At 41.1% G+C, this 20,544-nt stretch carries 18 protein-coding genes; 12 read left to right on the forward strand and 6 right to left on the reverse strand.

The genetic code is table 11. The features are described from left to right. The first annotated feature begins 56 nt into the window (after nt 1-56). The 5 genes from CXF81_RS00630 to CXF81_RS00650 all read left to right on the forward strand — a co-directional run bounded on the left by CXF81_RS00630 (nt 57) and on the right by CXF81_RS00650 (nt 6,674). Nucleotides 57-716, forward strand: a complete 660-nt coding sequence (locus CXF81_RS00630; protein ID WP_101179195.1) for an SCO family protein — start codon at nt 57-59, stop codon at nt 714-716. 13 nt (nt 717-729) lie between these two features. Next, nucleotides 730-1,326 carry an N-acetyltransferase gene (locus CXF81_RS00635; protein WP_101179196.1) on the forward strand — a complete coding sequence of 199 codons (597 nt, stop codon included), beginning with the start codon at nt 730-732 and terminating at the stop codon, nt 1,324-1,326. Nucleotides 1,327-1,902: 576 nt separating this feature from the next. Further along, on the forward strand, nt 1,903-3,825 hold the full coding sequence (locus CXF81_RS00640; protein ID WP_101179198.1) for a PrkA family serine protein kinase: 1,923 nt from the start codon (nt 1,903-1,905) through the stop codon (nt 3,823-3,825). 15 nt (nt 3,826-3,840) lie between these two features. Continuing rightward, a complete protein-coding gene (locus CXF81_RS00645; protein ID WP_101179200.1) occupies nt 3,841-5,130 on the forward strand; it encodes a YeaH/YhbH family protein in 1,290 nt (429 codons plus the stop codon). Next, nucleotides 5,130-6,674, forward strand: coding sequence for a SpoVR family protein (locus CXF81_RS00650; protein WP_101179202.1), 1,545 nt, complete (start codon nt 5,130-5,132; stop codon nt 6,672-6,674). Before CXF81_RS00645 ends, CXF81_RS00650 begins: the two co-directional genes overlap by 1 nt. Here the strand turns inward: CXF81_RS00650 and CXF81_RS00655 are convergent. Then, the gene (locus tag CXF81_RS00655) at nt 6,671-7,864 is read right to left on the reverse strand and encodes a polysaccharide deacetylase family protein (protein WP_101179204.1); all 1,194 of its coding nucleotides are present in this window, start codon (nt 7,862-7,864) and stop codon (nt 6,671-6,673) included. The genes CXF81_RS00650 and CXF81_RS00655 overlap by 4 nt on opposite strands. Before the next feature lie 74 nt (nt 7,865-7,938). On the opposite strand from CXF81_RS00655, the gene CXF81_RS00660 reads away from it, so the two are divergent. Further along, entirely contained in the window at nt 7,939-9,300 is a 1,362-nt protein-coding gene (locus CXF81_RS00660; RefSeq protein WP_101179206.1) for an MATE family efflux transporter, read from the forward strand. A 54-nt stretch (nt 9,301-9,354) separates the two neighbouring features. Here CXF81_RS00660 and CXF81_RS00665 read toward each other — a convergent pair whose 3' ends face one another. Both CXF81_RS00665 and nfuA read right to left on the reverse strand, forming a co-directional pair. Continuing rightward, nucleotides 9,355-9,639: a hypothetical protein gene (locus CXF81_RS00665; protein WP_101179208.1), complete on the reverse strand. Its 285-nt coding sequence runs from the start codon at nt 9,637-9,639 to the stop codon at nt 9,355-9,357. 95 nt (nt 9,640-9,734) lie between these two features. Then, on the reverse strand, nt 9,735-10,313 hold the full coding sequence (gene nfuA / locus CXF81_RS00670; protein ID WP_101179210.1) for a Fe-S biogenesis protein NfuA: 579 nt from the start codon (nt 10,311-10,313) through the stop codon (nt 9,735-9,737). Between the two features lie 226 nt (nt 10,314-10,539). Between nfuA and CXF81_RS00675 the strand changes: the two genes are divergently transcribed. Further along, a complete protein-coding gene (locus CXF81_RS00675; protein ID WP_101179212.1) occupies nt 10,540-13,131 on the forward strand; it encodes a M14 metallopeptidase family protein in 2,592 nt (863 codons plus the stop codon). Nucleotides 13,132-13,191: 60 nt separating this feature from the next. Here the strand turns inward: CXF81_RS00675 and CXF81_RS00680 are convergent, their stop codons facing one another. Beyond that, nucleotides 13,192-13,950, reverse strand: a complete 759-nt coding sequence (locus CXF81_RS00680) for a ComF family protein (protein ID WP_232771720.1) — start codon at nt 13,948-13,950, stop codon at nt 13,192-13,194. 136 nt (nt 13,951-14,086) lie between these two features. Between CXF81_RS00680 and bioH the strand changes: the two genes are divergently transcribed. The 3 genes from bioH to CXF81_RS00695 all read left to right on the forward strand — a co-directional run bounded on the left by bioH (nt 14,087) and on the right by CXF81_RS00695 (nt 15,867). Continuing rightward, entirely contained in the window at nt 14,087-14,911 is an 825-nt protein-coding gene (bioH, locus tag CXF81_RS00685) for a pimeloyl-ACP methyl ester esterase BioH (RefSeq protein ID WP_101179214.1), read from the forward strand. A gap of 185 nt (nt 14,912-15,096) precedes the next feature. Further along, nucleotides 15,097-15,354, forward strand: coding sequence for a hypothetical protein (locus tag CXF81_RS00690; protein ID WP_101179215.1), 258 nt, complete (start codon nt 15,097-15,099; stop codon nt 15,352-15,354). A gap of 45 nt (nt 15,355-15,399) precedes the next feature. After that, the gene (locus CXF81_RS00695) at nt 15,400-15,867 is read left to right on the forward strand and encodes a hypothetical protein (protein ID WP_101179217.1); all 468 of its coding nucleotides are present in this window, start codon (nt 15,400-15,402) and stop codon (nt 15,865-15,867) included. A 40-nt stretch (nt 15,868-15,907) separates the two neighbouring features. Here CXF81_RS00695 and CXF81_RS00700 read toward each other — a convergent pair whose 3' ends face one another. Continuing rightward, nucleotides 15,908-16,756 (reverse strand): YiiX/YebB-like N1pC/P60 family cysteine hydrolase, encoded by an 849-nt coding sequence (locus tag CXF81_RS00700; RefSeq protein WP_101179219.1) that lies wholly within the window; start codon nt 16,754-16,756, stop codon nt 15,908-15,910. 2 nt (nt 16,757-16,758) lie between these two features. Beyond that, nucleotides 16,759-19,092: a Tex family protein gene (locus CXF81_RS00705; RefSeq protein ID WP_101179220.1), complete on the reverse strand. Its 2,334-nt coding sequence runs from the start codon at nt 19,090-19,092 to the stop codon at nt 16,759-16,761. Nucleotides 19,093-19,364: 272 nt separating this feature from the next. Here CXF81_RS00705 and greB point away from each other — a divergent pair, with 272 nt between their 5' ends. Beyond that, nucleotides 19,365-19,844: a transcription elongation factor GreB gene (greB, locus tag CXF81_RS00710; protein ID WP_101179222.1), complete on the forward strand. Its 480-nt coding sequence runs from the start codon at nt 19,365-19,367 to the stop codon at nt 19,842-19,844. A gap of 73 nt (nt 19,845-19,917) precedes the next feature. After that, nucleotides 19,918-20,526 carry a DUF502 domain-containing protein gene (locus CXF81_RS00715; RefSeq protein WP_101179224.1) on the forward strand — a complete coding sequence of 203 codons (609 nt, stop codon included), beginning with the start codon at nt 19,918-19,920 and terminating at the stop codon, nt 20,524-20,526. Nucleotides 20,527-20,544 lie beyond the last annotated feature (18 nt).

The following is a 20,544-nucleotide window of genomic DNA, read 5'->3' on the forward strand; positions in this document are numbered from 1 at the left end:
ATATAAGGTCTATGTACGTAGGCCTTTGTGTATTCCTTGAGTGAGAAGTTGTCGATATGAATCAAAATAAGTGGATAGGTGTTGTTGCTGTAGTTACTTTAATTCTGGGTACTTATCTAGCCATCACTATTGCGCCGCCCGACAGTATGAAAAAACCACTCAGCGAACAGACTAAACACATGAGTTGGTATCCTCAAGCTCGTGCCCTACACGATTTTACCCTTACAAATCATCATAATGAAACAATGACTAATGCTGACCTTAATGGGAAGTGGACACTGGCATTTGTTGGCTATACATTCTGTCCCGATATCTGCCCTGTAACACTCGCCGAAATAAATAAAGTCTATCCTGAATTAGCACTACAGGCTTCATCCACACCGCTGCAAATTTGGTTTTTGTCTGTTGATCCAAAGAGAGACACTACCGAGCGCCTAAACGAGTACATTAATTACTTCAACCAAGATTTTGTTGCTAGTACCGGGCCGCATGATCAGTTATTCCCGCTCGTTCGCAGTATGGGCATGATGTACGCCATGAGTGATGATATGAGCAATCCGAATTATCTAGTTGACCATAGCGCTTCCATTGTTGTGATCAACCCTGAGGGAAATGTTGTTGGCCGATTTAAGCCAAAGCAGGAACTTGGTCAACTCTCAATCAGCGATATGGAAGAGTTAAAGGATGATGTTCCCATCCTGCTTAAACAGGGTTAAAGCGGTTTTATAATTGAATATCCAGCGCGGTGATGTGGCGCAATCCGATGTTATAGCCGAGCTAATATTTGCCTCTGAACCTAGATTACTTAGCTTTTTATTCGGTGGTGAAATTCAATGCAAAGCCTATTTGCAACAGGCATGCAATCAAGCCCATGGACAGTTTAGTGCGAACTATCATTGGGTTGCGTGTGCAAAGAATAAGTCAATAAAAGGAATATGCGCTGCGTGGTTTTGCGTAATGCCAACTGCATTTCAGCAAGGAACAATTTCGTCTTTAAGAGGCTTGTTAACACCACAACAAATTATTCACCTTGTTGCCTACAAAGAATCACTTGATCTATGCTTTGCTCCGCCTGCACCTCATCAAATTTGTATTGGCCATGTGTCGATTGAGCCAAGTAGCCAGCGTAAAGGTATTGCTACAGCCTTTATTGCTCAGGTACTACATGATGCCAAAGAAAACACCAAGCGTGAACTTATTCTTGATGTTGATACAGCAAATACGGGTGCCTTTGAATGTTATTTGAAAGCGGGTTTTGTTGAAACTAAACGAAATAGATTCGAAGCAACGCAGCAAACATTCTCTAGAATGCGGTTGCTTATTTAAGCCATGCATACAGCCTGCGCATAGTTAATACATAGGCGCTACGCCTTACTCAAAGCAGTCTAACACCAAATGGCCAATCACCTTTTAAAGAGCTTGCCGCCGCGATTATGCGCGAGCAATAGGTGTATTTTTGGTACTGCCTCATGCAAGGAATTCAACGCAGTCGAATAACTAAGAAATTAGCGTTGATAAACTCGTTGCGGATTTCAACGGTCATATCGTTAACCCGCTTTTGTGGTCTATTTTGTTGATTCATTGAGCATATTTTTAAACTTAGTCTAAACTTATTATTAAGAGCATTAATTTTTATTCATACATATTCTTAGCACTTTTATTAGGAGTAACGTGATCAGAAAGGACACGATTAGACACAACGATTAGACACGACGGTACTACACAAGACGCCATTAGACACGACGCTAGTACATACAGCGCCATCACACACAACGCTATTATAAAGAACGCTATTATAAAGAACGCTATTATAAACTTAAGAAACGATAAGCTGATAATAAGAACAACTCCCTAAAGGGATATAAGGAAATCTTCGTTTAAAATACCTATTGGAGGCTGGCAATGAGCATTTTCGAGCAATACCAACAACGATATGAAAGCCATCAGCAAGAAGAATATTCGCTGTCTGATTATTTAAAATTATGTAAATCTAATCCTGAAGTTTATGCCAATGCCGCTGAGCGAATGTTAATGGCAATAGGCGATCCCGAGCTCATTGATACCGCTAAAGATCCTTTGTTAAGTCGTATATTTTTTAATAAAATCATGCATCAGTATCCCGCTTTTAAGGGATTCCATGGTATGGAAGACTCAATTCAGCAAATTGTTGCCTATTTTAAGCACGCTGCACAGGGCCTAGAAGAAACCAAGCAAATATTATATTTATTGGGTCCTGTGGGCGGAGGTAAGTCCTCTATTGCGGAAAAATTAAAATCGTTGATGGAAATACAATCCATTTATGCCATAAAAGACTCACCCGTATTTGAAAGCCCACTCGGACTTTTTAACCCTGAGGAGGACGGTAAAATACTCAATGAAGAATATGGTATTCCGCTACGTTGTCTAAATAACATTATGTCACCGTGGGCCGTAAAACGCTTGAATGATTATGCAGGGGATATCTCAAAGTTTAGAGTTGTTAAATTAAGACCGTCAATTTTAAATAGAATAGCCATTGCAAAAACCGAACCTGGAGATGAAAACAATCAAGACATATCTGCCCTAGTCGGTAAGGTTGATATTCGAAAATTAGAAGAATTTGCACAAAGCGATCCTGATGCCTATAGCTACGATGGCTCATTGTGTCGTTCTAATCAGGGAATGATGGAATTTGTTGAGATGTTTAAAGCCCCTATTAAAGTCCTCCATCCATTATTAACAGCAACTCAGGAAGGCAATTACAATGGCACTGAAGGCATGTCGGCATTACCTTTCCGTGGCATTGTGCTCGCTCATTCAAACGAGTCTGAGTGGACCAGCTTTAGAAACAATAAAAACAATGAAGCTTTTCTGGATAGAGTTTATATTGTTAAAGTACCTTATTGTTTACGTGTTAAACAAGAAATTAATATTTATAAAAAGTTAATTAATAATTCTTCTTTATGTGACGCACCCTGCGCCCCAAACACATTGGAAATGTTGGCTCAGTTTTCAGTATTATCACGCTTGATTAAACCCGAAAATTCCAGTGTTTACTCTAAAATGAAGGTCTATGACGGTGAATCGCTTAAAGACACTGACCCAAAAGCTAAGTCCTATCAAGAATATAGGGACTATGCAGGTGTGGATGAGGGAATGGATGGTCTATCAACACGCTTTGCATTCAAAATTTTATCACGTGTCTTTAATTACGATTCAACTGAGATTGCGGCAAATCCGGTACATCTGCTTTACATACTTGAAAAACAAATTGAACAGGAACAATTTCCTCAGGCTATTCACGAACAATATCTTGAAAACATTAAGGCATTTTTAGTACCCAACTATATAAACTTTATAGGCAAGGAGATCCAAACATCGTATTTAGAATCCTATTCAGAGTATGGTCAGAACATATTTGATCGTTATGTCATTTATGCTGATTTTTGGATCCAAGACCAGGAATATCGAGATCCAGAGACGGGTGAAAATTTTGATCGACAACTACTCAATGACGAACTAGAAAAGATAGAAAAACCAGCCGGAATATCAAATCCTAAAGACTTTAGAAATGAAGTTGTTAACTTTGTTTTAAGAGCGCGTGCTAGCAATGATGGCATTAATCCAAAATGGAACAGTTACGAAAAATTACGCACCGTGATTGAAAAGAAAATGTTTTCAAATACCGAGGATTTGCTTCCAGTGATTTCTTTTAATGCCAAGTCCTCAGCGGATGATAGCCAGAAACATGAAGACTTTGTCAGTCGAATGGTATCTAAAGGCTATACAAAAAAACAAGTTCGTCTGCTTTGTGAATGGTATCTCAGGGTAAGAAAATCATCTTAATTCTGGAGGTGCTCTGTGCAGATAATAGACCGAAGGCTCAATCAAAAGAACAAAAGTACTGTTAACCGGCAGCGTTTTATTAGGCGTTATCGTTCGCAGATAAAAAAATCGATTGCTGATCAGATCATCAATCGCGGCATTACTGATGTTGATAAAAATGAAAGTATTTCTATCCCATCAAAGGATATAAGAGAACCTTCATTCCGTCATGGTCAAGGAGGCAAACGAAACCGAGTTTTCCCGGGTAATAAAGCGTTTTCGGTAGGGGACAAAATACCTCGTCCAAAGCAAGGAGAAGAGCAGGCGGGAAAACGCGCTAGTGATAGTGGTGAAGGCGATGATGAATTCATGTTTGAACTATCTGGTGATGAATATATGAATATATTGTTTGAAGATTTGGAGTTACCAAATCTGCAAAAAAATCAGCTTAAGAAACTGATTAATTATAAAAATATTCGATCCGGATTTAACACCGACGGTACACCTTCTAATATTGATATCGTGCGCTCTCTTAAAGGTTCTTTGGCAAGAAGAATAGCAATCAAAAGCCCCTTAAAAAAACAACTACAAAAACTAGAGCAAGCGTTGCAACAACTCCCCAGCGAAGAGCGGGTGCAGAGCAAACGACTAGATGACGAAATTAGCGTTCTGAAACGCAGAATTAAAAGGATACCGTATATCGATTCATTTGATCTACGTTATAAACATTTCACCAAATTACCTCAACCAACGACCAACGCCGTTATGTTCTGTTTAATGGATGTGTCAGGTTCAATGGATCAGGAAACCAAGGAAATCGCTAAACGATTTTATATTTTATTATACATGTTCTTAAAGCGCTCTTATAAGGATGTTGACGTTGTCTACATTCGTCATCATACCCATGCTAAAGAGGTCGATGAACATGAGTTTTTCTATTCTCAAGAAACTGGTGGAACTATCGTTTCCAGTGCGTTGATACTCATGGAGGAAATCTTAGCTGATCGCTATCATCCTGAAGATTGGAATGTTTATGCTGCGCAAGCGTCAGATGGTGACAATTGGGATACTGACTCACTTAAGTGTCGTAATTTAATGGGCACTTCAATTTTACCGCGTATACGATACTTTGCGTATGTCGAAATAACTGAACGCGAACCACAAACACTTTGGTATGAGTATCAAAGTTTGCTTGAAAATTTTGATAATATTGCGATCAAAAAAATTACACAACAAAGTGATATCTACCCTATTTTTAGAGCGTTTTTTGAAAAACAAGGCATTAATTCTAAATTCAATAGTCGTCTTAAAAGTGGAGGTTTTTGATGTCAAAGAAACGCTTAAAATCTGAAAAAGTATCCGCTTCTAAGCCGATTTCACGGGGTGCAGACTGGACCTACGATCTTATTAATCAATACTATGCTGCCATTGAGGACATCGCCAACGATTTTGGCTTGGATACTTATCCAAATCAATTGGAAATCATCTCTGCAGAGCAGATGATAGACGCGTATGCAAGTGCTGGTATGCCGATAGGATATAATCACTGGTCTTTTGGCAAACATTTTATTAGTAATGAACAATCCTATCGGCGCGGTCAAATGGGTCTAGCCTATGAGATAGTGATTAACTCAGATCCTTGTATTGCCTATCTAATGGAAGAGAACAGTATGATGATGCAAGCATTAGTTATTGCGCATGCTTGCTTTGGACATAACTCATTTTTTAAAGGGAACTATTTATTCAAAACGTGGACAGATGCTGAAGCAATAATCGATTATTTAGTGTTTGCAAAAACTTATATCAGCGATTGTGAGCAAAAATACGGTGTTGATGAGGTCGAAAGCATTTTGGATTCTTGTCATGCATTAATGAACTGCGGTGTTGATCGTTATAAACGTCCCTCGCCAATATCAATGCGCGAAGAAAAACAGCGTCAAAAGGATCGGGAGCAGTATTTACAATCACAGGTTAATGAGCTCTGGAATACACTCCCAGAGAAGTCACAAAGTAAGGATGGAAAAACTCGATTTCCCCGTGAACCTCAAGAAAATATTTTGTATTTTATCGAGAAAAACGCACCCTTGATGAAGTCATGGCAAAGAGAGATTGTGCGAATTGTCAGAAAAATTGGTCAGTACTTTTATCCACAACGTCAGACACAAGTGATGAATGAAGGGTGGGCTTGTTTTTGGCATTACACGATTTTAAATGAGTTATACGACAGAGGCCATGTTACCGAAGGTTTTATGATTGAATTTCTGCAAAGTCATACCAATGTCGTTGCTCAACCTGATTTTGATAGCCCTTATTTTAATGGCATAAATCCCTACGCCTTAGGCTTTAATATGATGATTGATATCAGACGTATTTGCGAGAAACCAACTGAGGAAGATAAGAAATGGTTTCCCGAACTTGCAGGAACACCATGGAATGAATCATTAACTTTTGCAATGCGAAATTTTAAGGACGAGAGTTTTATTGCACAATATCTATCACCTAAAGTTATCCGGGACTTTAAACTTTTTGCCCTTAATGACGACGCTGGATTAAATGAACTTAATATTACAGCTATTCACAATGATGTTGGATATCAAGAAATTCGTGACAACCTTTCAATGCAATACAATATCAGTATGAAGGAACCGAATATCGAAGTTTATGATGTTGATATTGGTGGTGATAGATCCCTCACTCTTCGCCATATAACAGCCAGTAATATTAATTTGGACGAGACTACGTCAGAGGTCATGAAGCATCTGCATAAATTATGGGGCTTTCCGGTTAAATTAATTTCTGAAGATGCAAATGGCGAACAATATTTATTGAATCAATGTCCATTAGAAGAAGCGACAGACACCAATGGTTAATTAAGATACCTGCCGTTTTCTTGCGGCGTAAAAAATGGAATTGAATACCAGTAGAATCTGCCGCTCTGTCGTACGCTAGGAGCGGTGCAATTGACTCTTGTTCTGCCAGCATAGAATGGACTGTCGATATCGATACTAAAGCCTTTTTCAGTTTTTGTTATAGGCAGAGAATCTCCGCCGAAGTAACAAGCAATGCGATTAAAACTAATATCATCGAGTAAAACATCAACTCTTATTTCACCGATTACGTCTCCTATTGCCATCACATAACGATGCGGTATTACTTGCGTTACAGGCATAGCCAAGCTGTTGATTTTGGTTAGTAATGTATCGAGGCTTGCGAAGCGCCCTGCTGCTGGATAGCGAGGAAGGGATTGCATATTACTCAATTCGCCAACGCCACCGGAATGTTGACCGAATCCTATGTAGCCCATGTCTTTCAACATGGCTTTAATGTCAACGTCAAATTCACCGTATGGGTATGCCAGCCATTTTTTTGAATAACCAAGTTGTTGGCTTAAGGATCCCTCAGCTAGGTTTATATTTTGCTTAATACGAGCTAACCAATTAGCTTTACTCTCTTGCGGATATCGGTCGAGTAAATGCAAATGGTCTAGCGTATGATTTGCGAAGGTAACCCCTTCCTTGCTCATTTGTTTCACCTCATTCCAAGACAGCTGAGAACCCAATATACCGATTTGAGCAGGGTTAATAAAAATCGTATATTCAAACCCGTACTTGGTTAAAATAGGGTGACCGTTTTCTAATATGTTTTTATAGCCATCATCAAATGTTATCACCACGGCGCGCTCGGGAAATGGGATCTTGCTGGTGAGTCCATTAATTGCGGCTTCTAATGAAATAACAGTATGATATTCAGCTAAATAAGCCATATGCTGCTCAAGCTCTTGTGGCGAAACAGAAGTGCTTCTTGGTGTTTCAGTACTGACATGGTGGTATTGCAGAATAACGAAGCTACGAGGATTGCTCAGCCCGTCCAAGGCCACTTTTTTTGCACTGACAATATTTGGCGTTGTTACTGCCGATGCAGCTGATGTACTAGGGGCTTGAACAAGCGGCTCAGACATATCTGCTTGATAGGCATGAGTTGAAAACGAAAGGCTCACAAGGAGGGCGGATACTGCTACTAGTTGTGACGTTTTGTATTTGCTTAAAAAGGCGTTAATCATTGCTCGCTCCACGTAATGGCGTTAGTCTCTCATGCTATCAGTCGTCAAGTATATCGTAAAAGGTAATTAAGAGCATGGTGCAACAAACACAGTATAGCGGGCGCAAACCGCATGTTTGGCATCTCTTTTTTTTAGCTATTCCTTTAATTTTGGCTAATATTACCACGCCTTTATTAGGATTGGTGGACACGGCCATTTTAGGCCATATGGATGCGACGCACTATTTGGCAGGCGCATCTATTGGCACCCTAATTTTAACTCAACTGTATTGGATTTGTGGCTTTCTAAAAATGTCGACCACAGGCTTGAGTGCTCAGGCAGGTCGCAGTAATGTTGAGGTTCAGGAACAAAAAGGGCGCACAAAAGTACTGGTGCAAGGTGTCTCTTTTGGAATGCTGCTGGGCATATTATTTATACTACTGCAAACCCCCATCTTGAATGCAGGATTGTATTTTTCGCAATCCTCAGAATTGCTTTCGCAAAGCACCCAAGCCTATTTTAATGTAAGGATATGGGGCGCTCCAGCCGCGCTTGCGAATATGGCCTTAGTGGGTTGGCTAATAGGTCAGCAAAAAACCAAAACCGTGCTCGTGCTTCAACTTGCGGTTAATGTCATCAATATTATTTTTAGTCTGTTGTTCGTCTTCGTATTTGAGTGGGGTGTTAAGGGTGTTGCTGCCGCAACAGTGGTTGCGGAATTTTCACTTCTGGGGTTTTCACTGTTGGCAACCAAGAGCCTTGTCAACATGACGTTGTTTCAATCGACGTGGTTAAAATGGTTGTCACTTAAGCCGTTATTGACGCTTAATTCTGATATCTTATTTCGTAATTTGGCACTGCAACTTACCCTTGCATTTATTATCTTTAAAGGCGCCGGTATGGGGGCACAAGTAGCAGCAACTAACGCAATCTTGATGCAGTTTTTTGCACTTATCGCTCTCGGATTAGACGGCGTTGCGAATGCAGTTGAAGCGCTAGTGGGGGAGGAAAAAGGTAGAAGAAACGAAACGGCTTTAGCTTATCATGTCAAAGTTGGCCTATTGTGGTCTAGCTTATTTGCAGTGGTTTATGCCTTGATTTTTTGGCAATTTGGCCAACAAATCATTCAGTTACTGACGGACCAGACCGCGCTGCAAAAAGAAGCTTCAAGCTACCTCGGCCTCATGATCCTTCTGCCCCTAGTTGCGCATTGGTGCTTCCTATTTGACGGTGTGTTTGTGGGTTTAAGCAAAGGTAAAGCAATGCGCGACTCCATGATACTCAGTGCTATATTTGGTTTTTTCTTGATTTGGTGGTTTGTGACCGATTTGGGAAATGTTGGTTTGTGGGTCGCTCTGCTTAGCTTTTTAGCCTTCAGGGGGGCTATTTTAGGTAGTTGGTATGTATTTTTAATAAGCAAACCGCAACAGCGTATTTTTGATAATAAGGTGGGTTAACAATATCAATTAGCTTTTCGCGTATACCTTGATATTGAACATCACAAAAACGTTTTATTGATTACGTTGAAGTCCTGATTTGCTCGGTAACAGCCTGCAAATAAGTATTTGTAGATAGCCAACAACCGACATGGTCGTGCCGCACAATAGAAAAATGAGAGCCACAATTTTCGATGGATCACTGTAGTTATAGACTGCACCATCGGAAAGTCCAAGGTATATTAACGCTAATTCTGAATACCATAAAGCAACACCAACCATAAAAATCACAAAGCCTTTTATAAAGCGCTGCCAGTGGCGAAGTGGTTCGTGGGTTATTTTATCTATCCAGCTTTTCATTTGGCCTGCGCCTCAACTACACGTTAAGCAAAAACATAATTGACGGCAACGGCTTAATCATGTTTATTGCGTATGGCTAACAATATCTATTATGTTTAGTAGTAAGAATGCTCACCAGCTTCATGCTCAGTAGCGTCTTTAATAGCCATTATCTCGCCTTCAAACTCGACTAACATTTGTTTTTCAATGCCGTTTTTCAAGGTTACGTCTACCATAGAGCAACCATTGCAACCGCCACCGAACTGCAGGATGGCAGTCTTGTCTTCGGTTACTTCAACTAATGACACCTTACCACCGTGACTTGCAAGACCCGGGTTAACATCGGTCTCAATCATGTAGTTAATGCGTTCAACCAAGCTCGCATTATCACTGAGCTTCTTCGCTTTTGCGTTTGGCGCTTTAAGGGTAAGTTGCGAGCCCATCTGGTCTGTCACAAAATCGATTTCTGCTTCTACTAAATACGGCGCACTTTCTTGGTCTACGACGGCATTAAAGCCGTTGAAAGGAAGGGTAATATCTGTTACTTCTACGGCATCTGCCGGACAGTATGACACGCCACATTCAGCTGTTGAGGTACCCGGGTTTACCACAAATACTCTAATGTTGGTGGCTTCGCTTTGTTGCGATAAAAGCTTACCAAAGTGAGTTTGTGCTGATTCTGATATATTGATCATAGTGACCTACCCAAGTTAAATTATTATGTGATGACTATGATAGCAAAATTACTTGAGTAAAACAGTCGGGTATTCGACTTTTTACAACTATTTTATAATAAATTGTGTCATCAACTTATAATACTGTGTTTTTACGCGCTAGGATATAGGGTAATATGCGTCGGATTTAGAAGTTCAACGTTCGCTTGCGATAAGAATAAATAAGACAGCACTTAAAGGAATCTATATGGTTAATCCGCAGCATTTTATAAGTCGCCAATCATTGGTGGCTATTGTTCTACTGTTTTGCACATTGTATACAGTACAAAGTTTCGCAAAAAGTAGCGACCTTGATTACCTTCCCAAGGACCAAAATTACAACAGTGCCATACCCTTGCCTGCGGATATACTAGGGTATCCAGTCGGAACATGGCATGTGCGCCACGATCAACTCGTCAACTACATGTATGCATTAGCTGAAGCATCTGACAGAGTCACGATTAAGGAGATTGGTCGTACTCACGAGCAGCGCCCTCTGCTGTTACTAACCATTACAAGCCCCTCTAATCAATCAAATATTGATCAGCTACGCACAGATCACGTGGCCAGAATCGATAGTGGCAAATCAGCCCCTGCAGATGCGCCGTTAATTATTAACATGGGATACAGCGTACATGGTAACGAGCCATCTGGCGCAAATGCATCAATGTTAGTGGCTTATCACCTTGCTGCCTCCAACGGTGCCGAGGTACAGACGCTATTAAATGAAAATATTATTTTGCTCGACCCTGCGTTAAACCCTGATGGGTTGTCGCGCTTTGCACAATGGGCAAACTCGCATAAAGGTAAAACCTTAGTGAGTGACCAGTTGCACAGAGAGCACAGAGAGCATTGGCCTTCAGGCAGAACCAACCATTATTGGTTTGACTTAAATCGCGATTGGTTATTACTCACTCACCCAGAGAGTCGTGCTCGTATTGCCCAATTTCATCAATGGCGTCCCCATGTCTTAACCGACTTCCATGAAATGGGAACTGACAGTACGTATTTCTTTCAGCCAGGTATTACGTCTCGTAAAAATCCTTGGACGCCAGATACGAATGTGACACTAACTGCAGCCTTAGCTGACTTTCATGCGAAAGCGTTAGATGACCAAAAGCAGCTTTATTTCACTCAAGAAAGCTATGATGATTTCTACTACGGTAAAGGCTCTACATATCCAGATGCGCATGGCAGTATCGGGATTCTATTTGAGCAAGCAAGCAGCCGCGGGCATCTACAAGACTCTGTTAACGGTCTATTGAGTTTCCCTGACACTATTCAAAATCAAGTCACCACATCATTGTCTACCTTTGCAGGCTCATTGGCCAACAAAAGCGCAATTTTGGCCTACCAGAAACAGTTTTATACTGACACGCAAAAACTGATTAAAGACGACGAGATCGATGCTTTTGTCATTCAAGGTAGTCTAGACCAGAGCAGATTTGAACGTGTGCAAGAAATTTTGGCTTCTCATCAAGTCGATTTCTCTATTGTGTCAGAAGATAAGCAGGTAAAGGGTTTACAGTTACAAGAGAACAATGCACTAGTGGTTCCCCTTGACCAAGCACAATATCGCCTTATTCGCTCGTTGTTTTCTGAGCGGCAGCGTTTTACCGACAACACTTTTTATGACGTTTCGAATTGGAATTTACCCTTGGCCTTTAACCTAAATTATTCGCCGCTTAGCAAATCAGAAATGCGTAAACTGTCGACCGTAAACTCTGTTGAGCGCAAAATTGCGCAAACAACACTTGATGCTAATGCTTACGCGTTTGCATTTGAATGGCACGATTATAAGGCACCTGCGTTATTACAGCATTTATTAACTAATAAAGTTCAAGTACGAGTGGCGGGTGCCGATTTTACCGCTGAAGTCGCTGTTGCGAGTTCAATAGTTTCAAGAGACTTCTCCAAAGGAGCGATCGTGATCCCGATGGCATTACAACAACCTACTAATCTGCTTGATATATTGTCGGCGCAAGCGAAAAAGCTCAACATTAATTTATATAACGTTGCTTCAGGACTAACCACAAAAGGGATTGACTTGGGTAGTAACAAATTTGCCGCGGTAACTTTACCAAAAGTATTATTAATTGGCGGCAAAGGAACATCACAATATGAAGTGGGCGAAATTTGGCATTATTTGGATACTCGCATAGGTTTACCAGCCACGCTTTTGGATTTGTCTGACTTGAATGACATCGACATTTCTGAGTATACGCATCTTGTTTTTGCTTCAGGTTCTTATACTTCTGTTAATGATGACACCAGCGCAGCTATACAAAAATGGGTGAAAAAAGGCGGCGTGCTGATTGGTCAGAAATCAGCTGTAAGTTGGTTTAGTAAGCAAAAATGGATTGATAATGACGTTATAGCAACCAGTACAGTGGACGAAGCGTTCACTACCAAGGGTCTTGGTTTTGGTGATAAAGATGCGTTTGCCGCTAAGAAATTAATCGCGGGTGCGGTTTATCGTGCTGACGTTGATCTCAGTCATCCGCTTATGTTCGGTTTTGAAGACGATGATTTACCCTTATTTAAAACCTCAAATATGGTAATGAAAGCCTCAAATAACCCTTTCAATGAGGTTGCCACTTATCAGGAAAAGTCACTTGTCGCTGGCTATACTGCTGATGAACTGCAAAAGTTGATAGGAAAAACGACCGCAATCGTCGCTAAGCCCCTTGGTAATGGTGTTGTCATTGGTTTTGTTGACAACATTCATTTCCGTGGCTACTGGGATGGCACCAGTAAATTGATGGCAAATAGCTTGTATATGTCGCCGCTGATTGAGTAAATTTTTCAGCCGCAAGCAACAATAAGCACTCTGGTTATGTTTTGTCATCAGGGTGCTTTTCTATTTTAGTAAGGTGATAGCCATGGTCCATACTGAAATTTTTATCGTGGGATTACGTGTTTTTATAGCCTGGCAAACAGCATTAATAGTCACCCCGGTGGTAATGACATCGTCTATAACCGCAATATGTTTGGCGTTTATAATTAAGTCACATTTAAACGCATTGTAGACGTTATCTATGCGTTGCTGTTTATTTAACTCTGTTTGCGCCAAGGTATGTTTAACCCGTCGAACAATCGCTTGGTTAGGAATGTGTGTCGCGATACTCAAGCAATCACATAACAGCTGAGCCTGATTGTAGTGTCGTTGCCAATAACGTTTATTAGACAGTGGTACGGGGATTAATAATTGTGGAATACCGTTTGTTGCATTGGCCGCATTAATTGAGTCACAAGCGCGCTCTGGTGCTGGAGAATATGGTGCTATGCTGGTCCGCTCTATGCAAGGCCAAAATACAAAGCGCATAAACATCATTGCCAATGCTTTGGCTGCAACTGGCTTGTTACCAAACTTCATATCTAGGACCAGTTTGTCTATAGGCCAAACGTAATTGTCGATCGCGAATAAATGGTCATAGTTTGGGGTGTCTAGATTTTTTAAAGCGTTGGGATTTCGCAATAAATCTGGGCTAGCTGAAAGATGTTGCCCAAAGCCATCTTCAAGCAATGTTTCGAGGCAATAACGGCAGACGATTTGATTACTATGTTGATGACACAAGTAACAATGTTGATGTCCAAATGCAGCGTTAATTTGCTTCATAAATTGCCATACAGAGGGTGCTAAAAATTTCTGCTGAAAGCCGCTCAGTTGTGTTAGCCTTTTGATAACTATTTTATATACCTGATTATTTAGCATTCACGTTATGAAAATTACGTCCTAATGGATAAAGACTAACATGTCCCTCCCCCCAAGTAGCCTGACCAAAAATACAGACATTAATATCGGATTTATGCATGGTTGGGGTATGAATTCTGGCGCCTTTACGCAACTTATTAAGATCCTGCAAACGCAATTAAACCAAGGTCAAATAAGTAGTAACTTACGCTTTAATTTGTATACCATCACATTACCAGGGCACGGTGAAAAGCATAGTGTCGTTCCTAATCCGTTTGATTTAGTTGGGATTACCAATTCAATTAGTCCAGAAATCAAACAAAATACGGTATTGATTGGGTGGTCCTTAGGCGGCTTGGTTGCACAATATCTAGCCATCAAACAACATCCAAATTTGATTGGGTTGATGACTATTGCGACAACGCCAAAGTTTCAGATGGCAGATAACTGGCCCGGTATTAAGCCTGAGGTATTGAACATATTTATGGGCCAACTAAAGCAAAACCATCACAAAACAATGTCACGCTTTTTGGCAATTCAAATGATGGGTGTTGAAAATGCAAAAGTATTGATTAGAGAAATCACTACTGCGATTGATGTTTACCCTACTGCCAATATCTCTGCGCTAGCCGGTGGTTTAAAAATTCTGCAAGATGCAGATATTAGGCAGCGCATTAAAGAAATCAAGGTACCCACTTTACGTACTTATGGAAAACTAGACAGTCTAGTACCTTGTCAGGTTATCAATCAAATTCAGCAGCTTCAACCAACCAGCCGTCATTTGATATTTAAGCATGCATCCCATGCGCCGTTTCTAACTGATGCGAATGAATTTTCAAAGCACATCGTCGATTTTATTAATTATGTATGTATTACAAGTAACTGATTATTAATAAAAAATAAGTAAATTCAAAAAAATCCAAAATAATCGCTCAAGATAGTTAAGGCTGTGCCGATAACTAGGTTACGGGTAGGTGTATAGTAAAGCTTAGCGATTTACCGCGATACATTCATAAAGGTAGAAAAGCAAGATATAGACACCTGCCATCCTTAGCAACGAAGGTTTAACAAATGATAAATGGTATCGATACTGGCAATTCATCAAGTGCTTTCTACGCTGGCGTTCAAGGCTATAATCAGGGTGCTGAGCAAGTTAGACAGGCCACCGTTGATTTATCTTCAGCGAATAATTCGAGTCGTGAAAAGCCAATAAATATTAATCAGAGTGCAGTTGAATTAATCTCTGGAAACTTGCTAGCAGAAGCGTCAGCTAAAGTCATAAAAACGGCTGATGGCATGCTTGGTACTATCATTGATACCTTTGCTTAACTTGCAGTTACTGCGTTTTATTAAGGTGAGAGTGTAAAGCAACAAATGAATATTGTAACGGTCATCCCGAATAGCTTTGGCTATCCTACCAATAGTGTAGGAACGGATGCTGTGCGTCGAGATAATGTTGCGCGTGAAGCGATCCCTTCAATTTCACAAGGCGAAAGAGGTGCTGCAGAAAAAGGCATTGGTAACGAGGGCGAGCGTAATAATCAAGCTAACTTATTCCAAAATCCCACATACGATCGCCCATCAGTTAGTCCGGCTTTTGCAAACAACCTAAATGGTCAAGCTAACAAAGATAATGCGAATGAAGAAAGTGCGGGTAAAGAAAACGCGGAGTCGAAGCAGGAACAGCAGCAAATCGAAGACGGCAAAAGCAAGGCAGGAAAACAAGCATTGAAAGCAGGGTTGGAAATAAGTCAGCAAACACAGCAAACGGCAGCCGTAGTGAGTGGTTTTTACGCCAATGTTTCTGCACAATCAAAAAGTAGCTTAAGCTTTACGGTGTAATGTTTTTTGGTATTGCTTATCATTAGCAAAACATGGACGTTTATTCGCTCTGAGACCATTTAATATCTTTATAATCAAATCCGGCCGTTAATGTGGGTTTTACCACTTCAAAGTATGGCGATAAATCAAAATCCCTTGGCGTAAAATGACTAAAATGGCGTTTAGCTAAACGCTGTTCATCTTTGAGCCGAATGACCTTTTTAAGACTTATCCGTGTTGTTTCTTTGCCATCATTGTCCTTTTTAATAACGCTGTCCAACTTGTTTTCATGCAACTGGTTTTGTGCACTCAAGTCGGTTTGCATTAAATTTTCATACACGTCGATCTGCATAGGCAAAATAGGATAAGCAATTGACTGAAATGCCTGCGCTATCAATGTTGAACAAATCGCTTTGGTTGGGTCGCCACTGCCGAAGGCCAACATACTGCGCCGAAAGCGTGGAGGTACGGGTGGTGTTGGCAACAAATAACGCATCAAATCAAAAATGTTTTTAGTGTCGTATTGATGCCCGATCCTCTCTATGACATAGCTCAATAAAATTGTTGTATCTTCAGCAGTCAAATTAACAGGGCGGCAAATGCGTAAGTTGAAGCCATCATATTTGTCCAGCGGTACCGTAATGACACCTTTAACTAGGTCTGCCTCTAAAATTGGGTATAAGCCGGGTTGCTCGCCAATAAAAATACACACGTGTGACCATGTAGATTGAGTGAGATACTTTATGGCTGAGCTAATGCGATTGTTACCCTCAACCAAAATAAGGTCGCCAAGACGGAGGTTGGCTTGGAGTTGCTCAGTACTCAACACTGAAAACGTTTTGTAATACGCAGTGGGCTTAGTTAAAAACTTAGCTAAGCCATTGCCTAGCGAAGACATCACTGCGGCCATAGCTATTTTTTCGCTTTGTTAAATGCGTCGGCAAAGGCATTGCCCATTGCCGCATTTCCTGCGCTTTGCTTGGCTGGCGGTTTCTGCGCACGTGCAGGCGTGTGGTTTTGCGATTTTGCTTTAGTAGAGCGTTCAGGTCTGCCTTTAGGTGCATTATCAGACGCTGTTGGCGTGTCATCCATGCGCATGGATAATGATATTCGTTTACGCGCTACATCCACTTCCATGACTTTTACTTTGACCACATCTCCGGTTTTCACTACTTCACGAGGGTCGCTAATGTAGGTATTCGTCATTGACGATATGTGAACCAAACCATCTTGATGCACGCCGATATCAACGAATGCACCAAAATTTGCCACATTACTGACAACGCCTTCTAAGATCATTCCTTCCTTGAGGTCTTTTATGGTTTCGACCCCTTCCTTAAAGCTAGCTGTTTTAAATTCAGGTCGTGGGTCACGTCCCGGTTTCTCTAATTCTCTCAGGATGTCTTTTAGCGTAGGTAAACCGAACTCTTCAGTAACAAATTCTTCAGGACTGAGCTGCTTCAATAACTCAGTGTTGCCGACCATATCATTAACCGTAATGTTGGACTTTGCTGCAATGATATCGATTAAAGCGTAAGCCTCTGGGTGAACGGCGGAAGCGTCAAGTGCATTCTTACCATTCATTACTCTTAGAAAACCAGCCGCTTGCTCATATGCTTTAGGCCCTAATCTTTCGACTTTCTTGAGCGCTTTACGGTCTGCAAAAGCACCATTAGCATCACGGAACATGACAATGTTATTGGCTAAGGTTTTGTTTAATCCCGACACATGTGACAACAACGCTGGACTCGCTGTATTTAAGTCAACGCCAACGGCGTTTACGCAATCTTCAATGACGGTGTCCAATGATTTACCCAACTGACTTTGACTAACGTCATGTTGATATTGGCCAACACCGATTGCTTTTGGTTCAATTTTCACAAGTTCGGCCAATGGGTCCTGCAGTCGGCGTGCAATTGACACCGCGCCACGCAACGACACATCCATACCCGGTAATTCATTTGAGGCAAGTTCCGAGGCGGAGTAAACCGACGCGCCCGCTTCACTGATCACAATGCGCTGTACTTTTAATTCGGGTTCGGCTTTCATCATTTCACCAACTAGCTTGTCAGTTTCACGCGAACCAGTGCCATTACCGATGCTGATCAAATCTACTTTATGCTGTTTGCATAAAGTAGAAAGCGTGCGCTTTGATTTATCCCATTGATTTTGCGGTGCGTGGGGGAAAAAAGTAGTGGTATGAATGACCTTGCCTGTCGCATCAACGATGGCTAATTTCACACCGGTACGAATACCTGGATCCAAGCCCATTGTCACTTTTGGCCCTGCTGGCGCGGCCATTAATAAATCGTTAAGATTTTTCGCGAATACCTTTATCGCTTCGGCTTCAGCTTGTTCGCGTAACGTGCCGAAAAGTTCAGTTTGCATATGCAAAAGAATTTTAATTTTCCATGTCCATTGAACAACTGAGGTTAGCCATTTATCACGCGCAGAATCGGTTAAACGCATATTCAAAGATTGCTCTATTAGCTCTTCACCATGCGAGCGACGAGCACCTTCTTCTTGTTGCGGATCGGCATCAATATTAATTTGTAATATGCCTTCATTACGACCTCTAAACATCGCGAGGGCTCGGTGCGACGGAATTTTTGCATACTTTTCAGTATACTCAAAATAGTCCTTATACTTTTGCCCCTCAGTCTCTTTCCCCGGAGCAACAGCGCTTTTTACGTGCGCATTACGAGTGAGATACTGACGAACGCTTTGCAGTAAGTCGGCATTTTCAGCAAAGCGTTCCATTAAAATAAACTTGGCACCATCTAAAGCAGATTTAGTGTCTGGGATACTATGTTCGGCGTTAATATATTGCTGTGCGAGCGTTTCAGGCTGTGCGTCTGGTTTGCTATAAAGTTCGTCGGCGAGTGGTTCCAAACCTGCTTCAATAGCGATTTGGCCTTTAGTGCGTCGGCGAGGTTTGTAAGGTAAATATAAGTCTTCAAGGGTGGTTTTGTTGTCAGCTGCAAGTAATTTTGCTTTTAAGCCTTCTTCCAATTTACCTTGCTCATTAATCGATTTTAAAATGACTTTACGACGCGCTTCTAAGTCGCGTAAGTAGCCTAAGCGCTGTTCTAAGTTGCGCAGTTGAGTGTCATCCAGTCCTTGGGTGACCTCTTTACGGTAACGAGCGATAAAGGGCACGGTAGCGCCTTCATCTAATAAAGCCACGGCGGCTTGAATTTGTTTTGGCGACGCGTTTAGCTCGGAAGCGATTTTCTCGATGATCATGAACAACTCAATAATTGAAATAGAGGATTGGATTGAATAAGGCGCTCTGCATAGTTTTGGTCACTTGTGCTTATATAAATGTTTTGCAATAACTAATACTGCGTTTAGCAATAACTGATATTAATAACTCGGTGAAAACTACCTTTGCAATAAATAGCATAGAGGCTTACTGTTTATGCCGTTGATTATAGCATTCAGTGATAGCGGTTAAAGTACTTTATGCATTAATATATAGTAATTGATACTCACCCCCGTTTACTTTGGATAACTGCTTGAAAACTAGACTGATCACACGCGAAGGTTACACAAAGCTAAAAGATGAGCACGACCATTTGTGGTACACCAAACGACCAGAAATCACTAAAATAGTGACATGGGCCGCCGGTTTGGGCGACCGCTCAGAAAATGCCGACTACACCTTCAACAAGCGAGTACTTCGACAAATTGACCGTCGGGTACGGTTTTTGCGCAAACTACTGCCTGAATTATCGATTATCGACTACCGCCCAGAACAAGCAGGAAAAGTATTTTTTGGGGCTTGGGTAGAGATAGAAAACGGCGAGGGCAACACCAAGCGCTTTAGAATTGTTGGACCGGAAGAGATTTATGGCGACGTCAAAGACTATATTTCAATAGATTCTCCTATGGCTAGAGCGTTACTGAAAAAAGAAGTGGACGATGTTTTTACAGTGAAAACACCCAAAGGCACCAATGAATGGTACATCAATTCGATTGAGTATCAGAAGAGTTAACGCTTTATCTCGGCTTTTAGGCGCAATCGCGCTAGCATAAACCAGAATTTAATAATTAGGCCAGCATAACCCGATGTTCAACAAATTGTTTATATACGTGATTAAAGGTCTACTCACTATTCTCCCTTTCGTGATCACGATCTATTTATTGACGTGGCTTATCAATACGACTGAAACCTTACTTTCCCCTTTGATACCGGATGCCTATTACTTTCCTGGGCTAGGCATTGGCTTAGCGCTTCTGGTACTAGCGTCTATTGGTGTTATCGTTAATTTGTATGTTATAAAACTGATTATCGAAAAAGCCAACAGCCTATTTGATCGCGTCCCTTTAATAAAAACGGTGTTCGGTGCAATAAAGGATGCTGTCGATTTATTTCAAGTTAAACAAGAGCAAAATACCAAAAAAGCGGTTTCTGTGCAGGTATCTGAAGGCGTTAATTTAATTGGTTTTATTACCGGCGATTCAATTGCCGAAGTGCTGTATCCAGGACAAAATAAAACCGCAGTGTATGTTCCTTTTAGTTACCAAATTGGCGGTTACACACTGTATTTAGATGCAGATAAAATAACCGAACTGTCAATTGATGTAGAAACCGCTATGCGAATAGCCGTTACAGGTGGCAATTCGATTAAGTCAGCTAAGCCAGCTAAGCCAGTTAAGTCAGCAAGCGAGGAATAGTCGACGTTATGCTCAGGC

The organism is Glaciecola sp. 33A (assembly GCF_002836745.1).
Taxonomy (GTDB): Bacteria; Pseudomonadota; Gammaproteobacteria; order Enterobacterales; family Alteromonadaceae; genus Glaciecola.

Excerpts from the sequence above, each read along its gene's own strand:
- CXF81_RS00630 (WP_101179195.1), top strand. The coding sequence starts at position 57 with ATGAATCAAAATAAGTGGATAGGTGTTGTTGCTGTAGTTACTTTAATT.
- bioH (WP_101179214.1), top strand. The coding sequence starts at position 14,087 with ATGTCCCTCCCCCCAAGTAGCCTGACCAAAAATACAGACATTAATATC.
- CXF81_RS00680 (WP_232771720.1), bottom strand. The coding sequence starts at position 13,950 with ATGAAGCAAATTAACGCTGCATTTGGACATCAACATTGTTACTTGTGT.
- CXF81_RS00695 (WP_101179217.1), top strand. The coding sequence starts at position 15,400 with ATGAATATTGTAACGGTCATCCCGAATAGCTTTGGCTATCCTACCAAT.
- CXF81_RS00700 (WP_101179219.1), bottom strand. The coding sequence starts at position 16,756 with ATGGCCGCAGTGATGTCTTCGCTAGGCAATGGCTTAGCTAAGTTTTTA.
- CXF81_RS00640 (WP_101179198.1), top strand. The coding sequence starts at position 1,903 with ATGAGCATTTTCGAGCAATACCAACAACGATATGAAAGCCATCAGCAA.
- nfuA (WP_101179210.1), bottom strand. The coding sequence starts at position 10,313 with ATGATCAATATATCAGAATCAGCACAAACTCACTTTGGTAAGCTTTTA.
- CXF81_RS00655 (WP_101179204.1), bottom strand. The coding sequence starts at position 7,864 with ATGATTAACGCCTTTTTAAGCAAATACAAAACGTCACAACTAGTAGCA.
- CXF81_RS00650 (WP_101179202.1), top strand. The coding sequence starts at position 5,130 with ATGTCAAAGAAACGCTTAAAATCTGAAAAAGTATCCGCTTCTAAGCCG.
- CXF81_RS00715 (WP_101179224.1), top strand. The coding sequence starts at position 19,918 with ATGTTCAACAAATTGTTTATATACGTGATTAAAGGTCTACTCACTATT.
- CXF81_RS00665 (WP_101179208.1), bottom strand. The coding sequence starts at position 9,639 with ATGAAAAGCTGGATAGATAAAATAACCCACGAACCACTTCGCCACTGG.
- CXF81_RS00660 (WP_101179206.1), top strand. The coding sequence starts at position 7,939 with ATGGTGCAACAAACACAGTATAGCGGGCGCAAACCGCATGTTTGGCAT.
- CXF81_RS00675 (WP_101179212.1), top strand. The coding sequence starts at position 10,540 with ATGGTTAATCCGCAGCATTTTATAAGTCGCCAATCATTGGTGGCTATT.
- CXF81_RS00690 (WP_101179215.1), top strand. The coding sequence starts at position 15,097 with ATGATAAATGGTATCGATACTGGCAATTCATCAAGTGCTTTCTACGCT.
- CXF81_RS00705 (WP_101179220.1), bottom strand. The coding sequence starts at position 19,092 with ATGATCATCGAGAAAATCGCTTCCGAGCTAAACGCGTCGCCAAAACAA.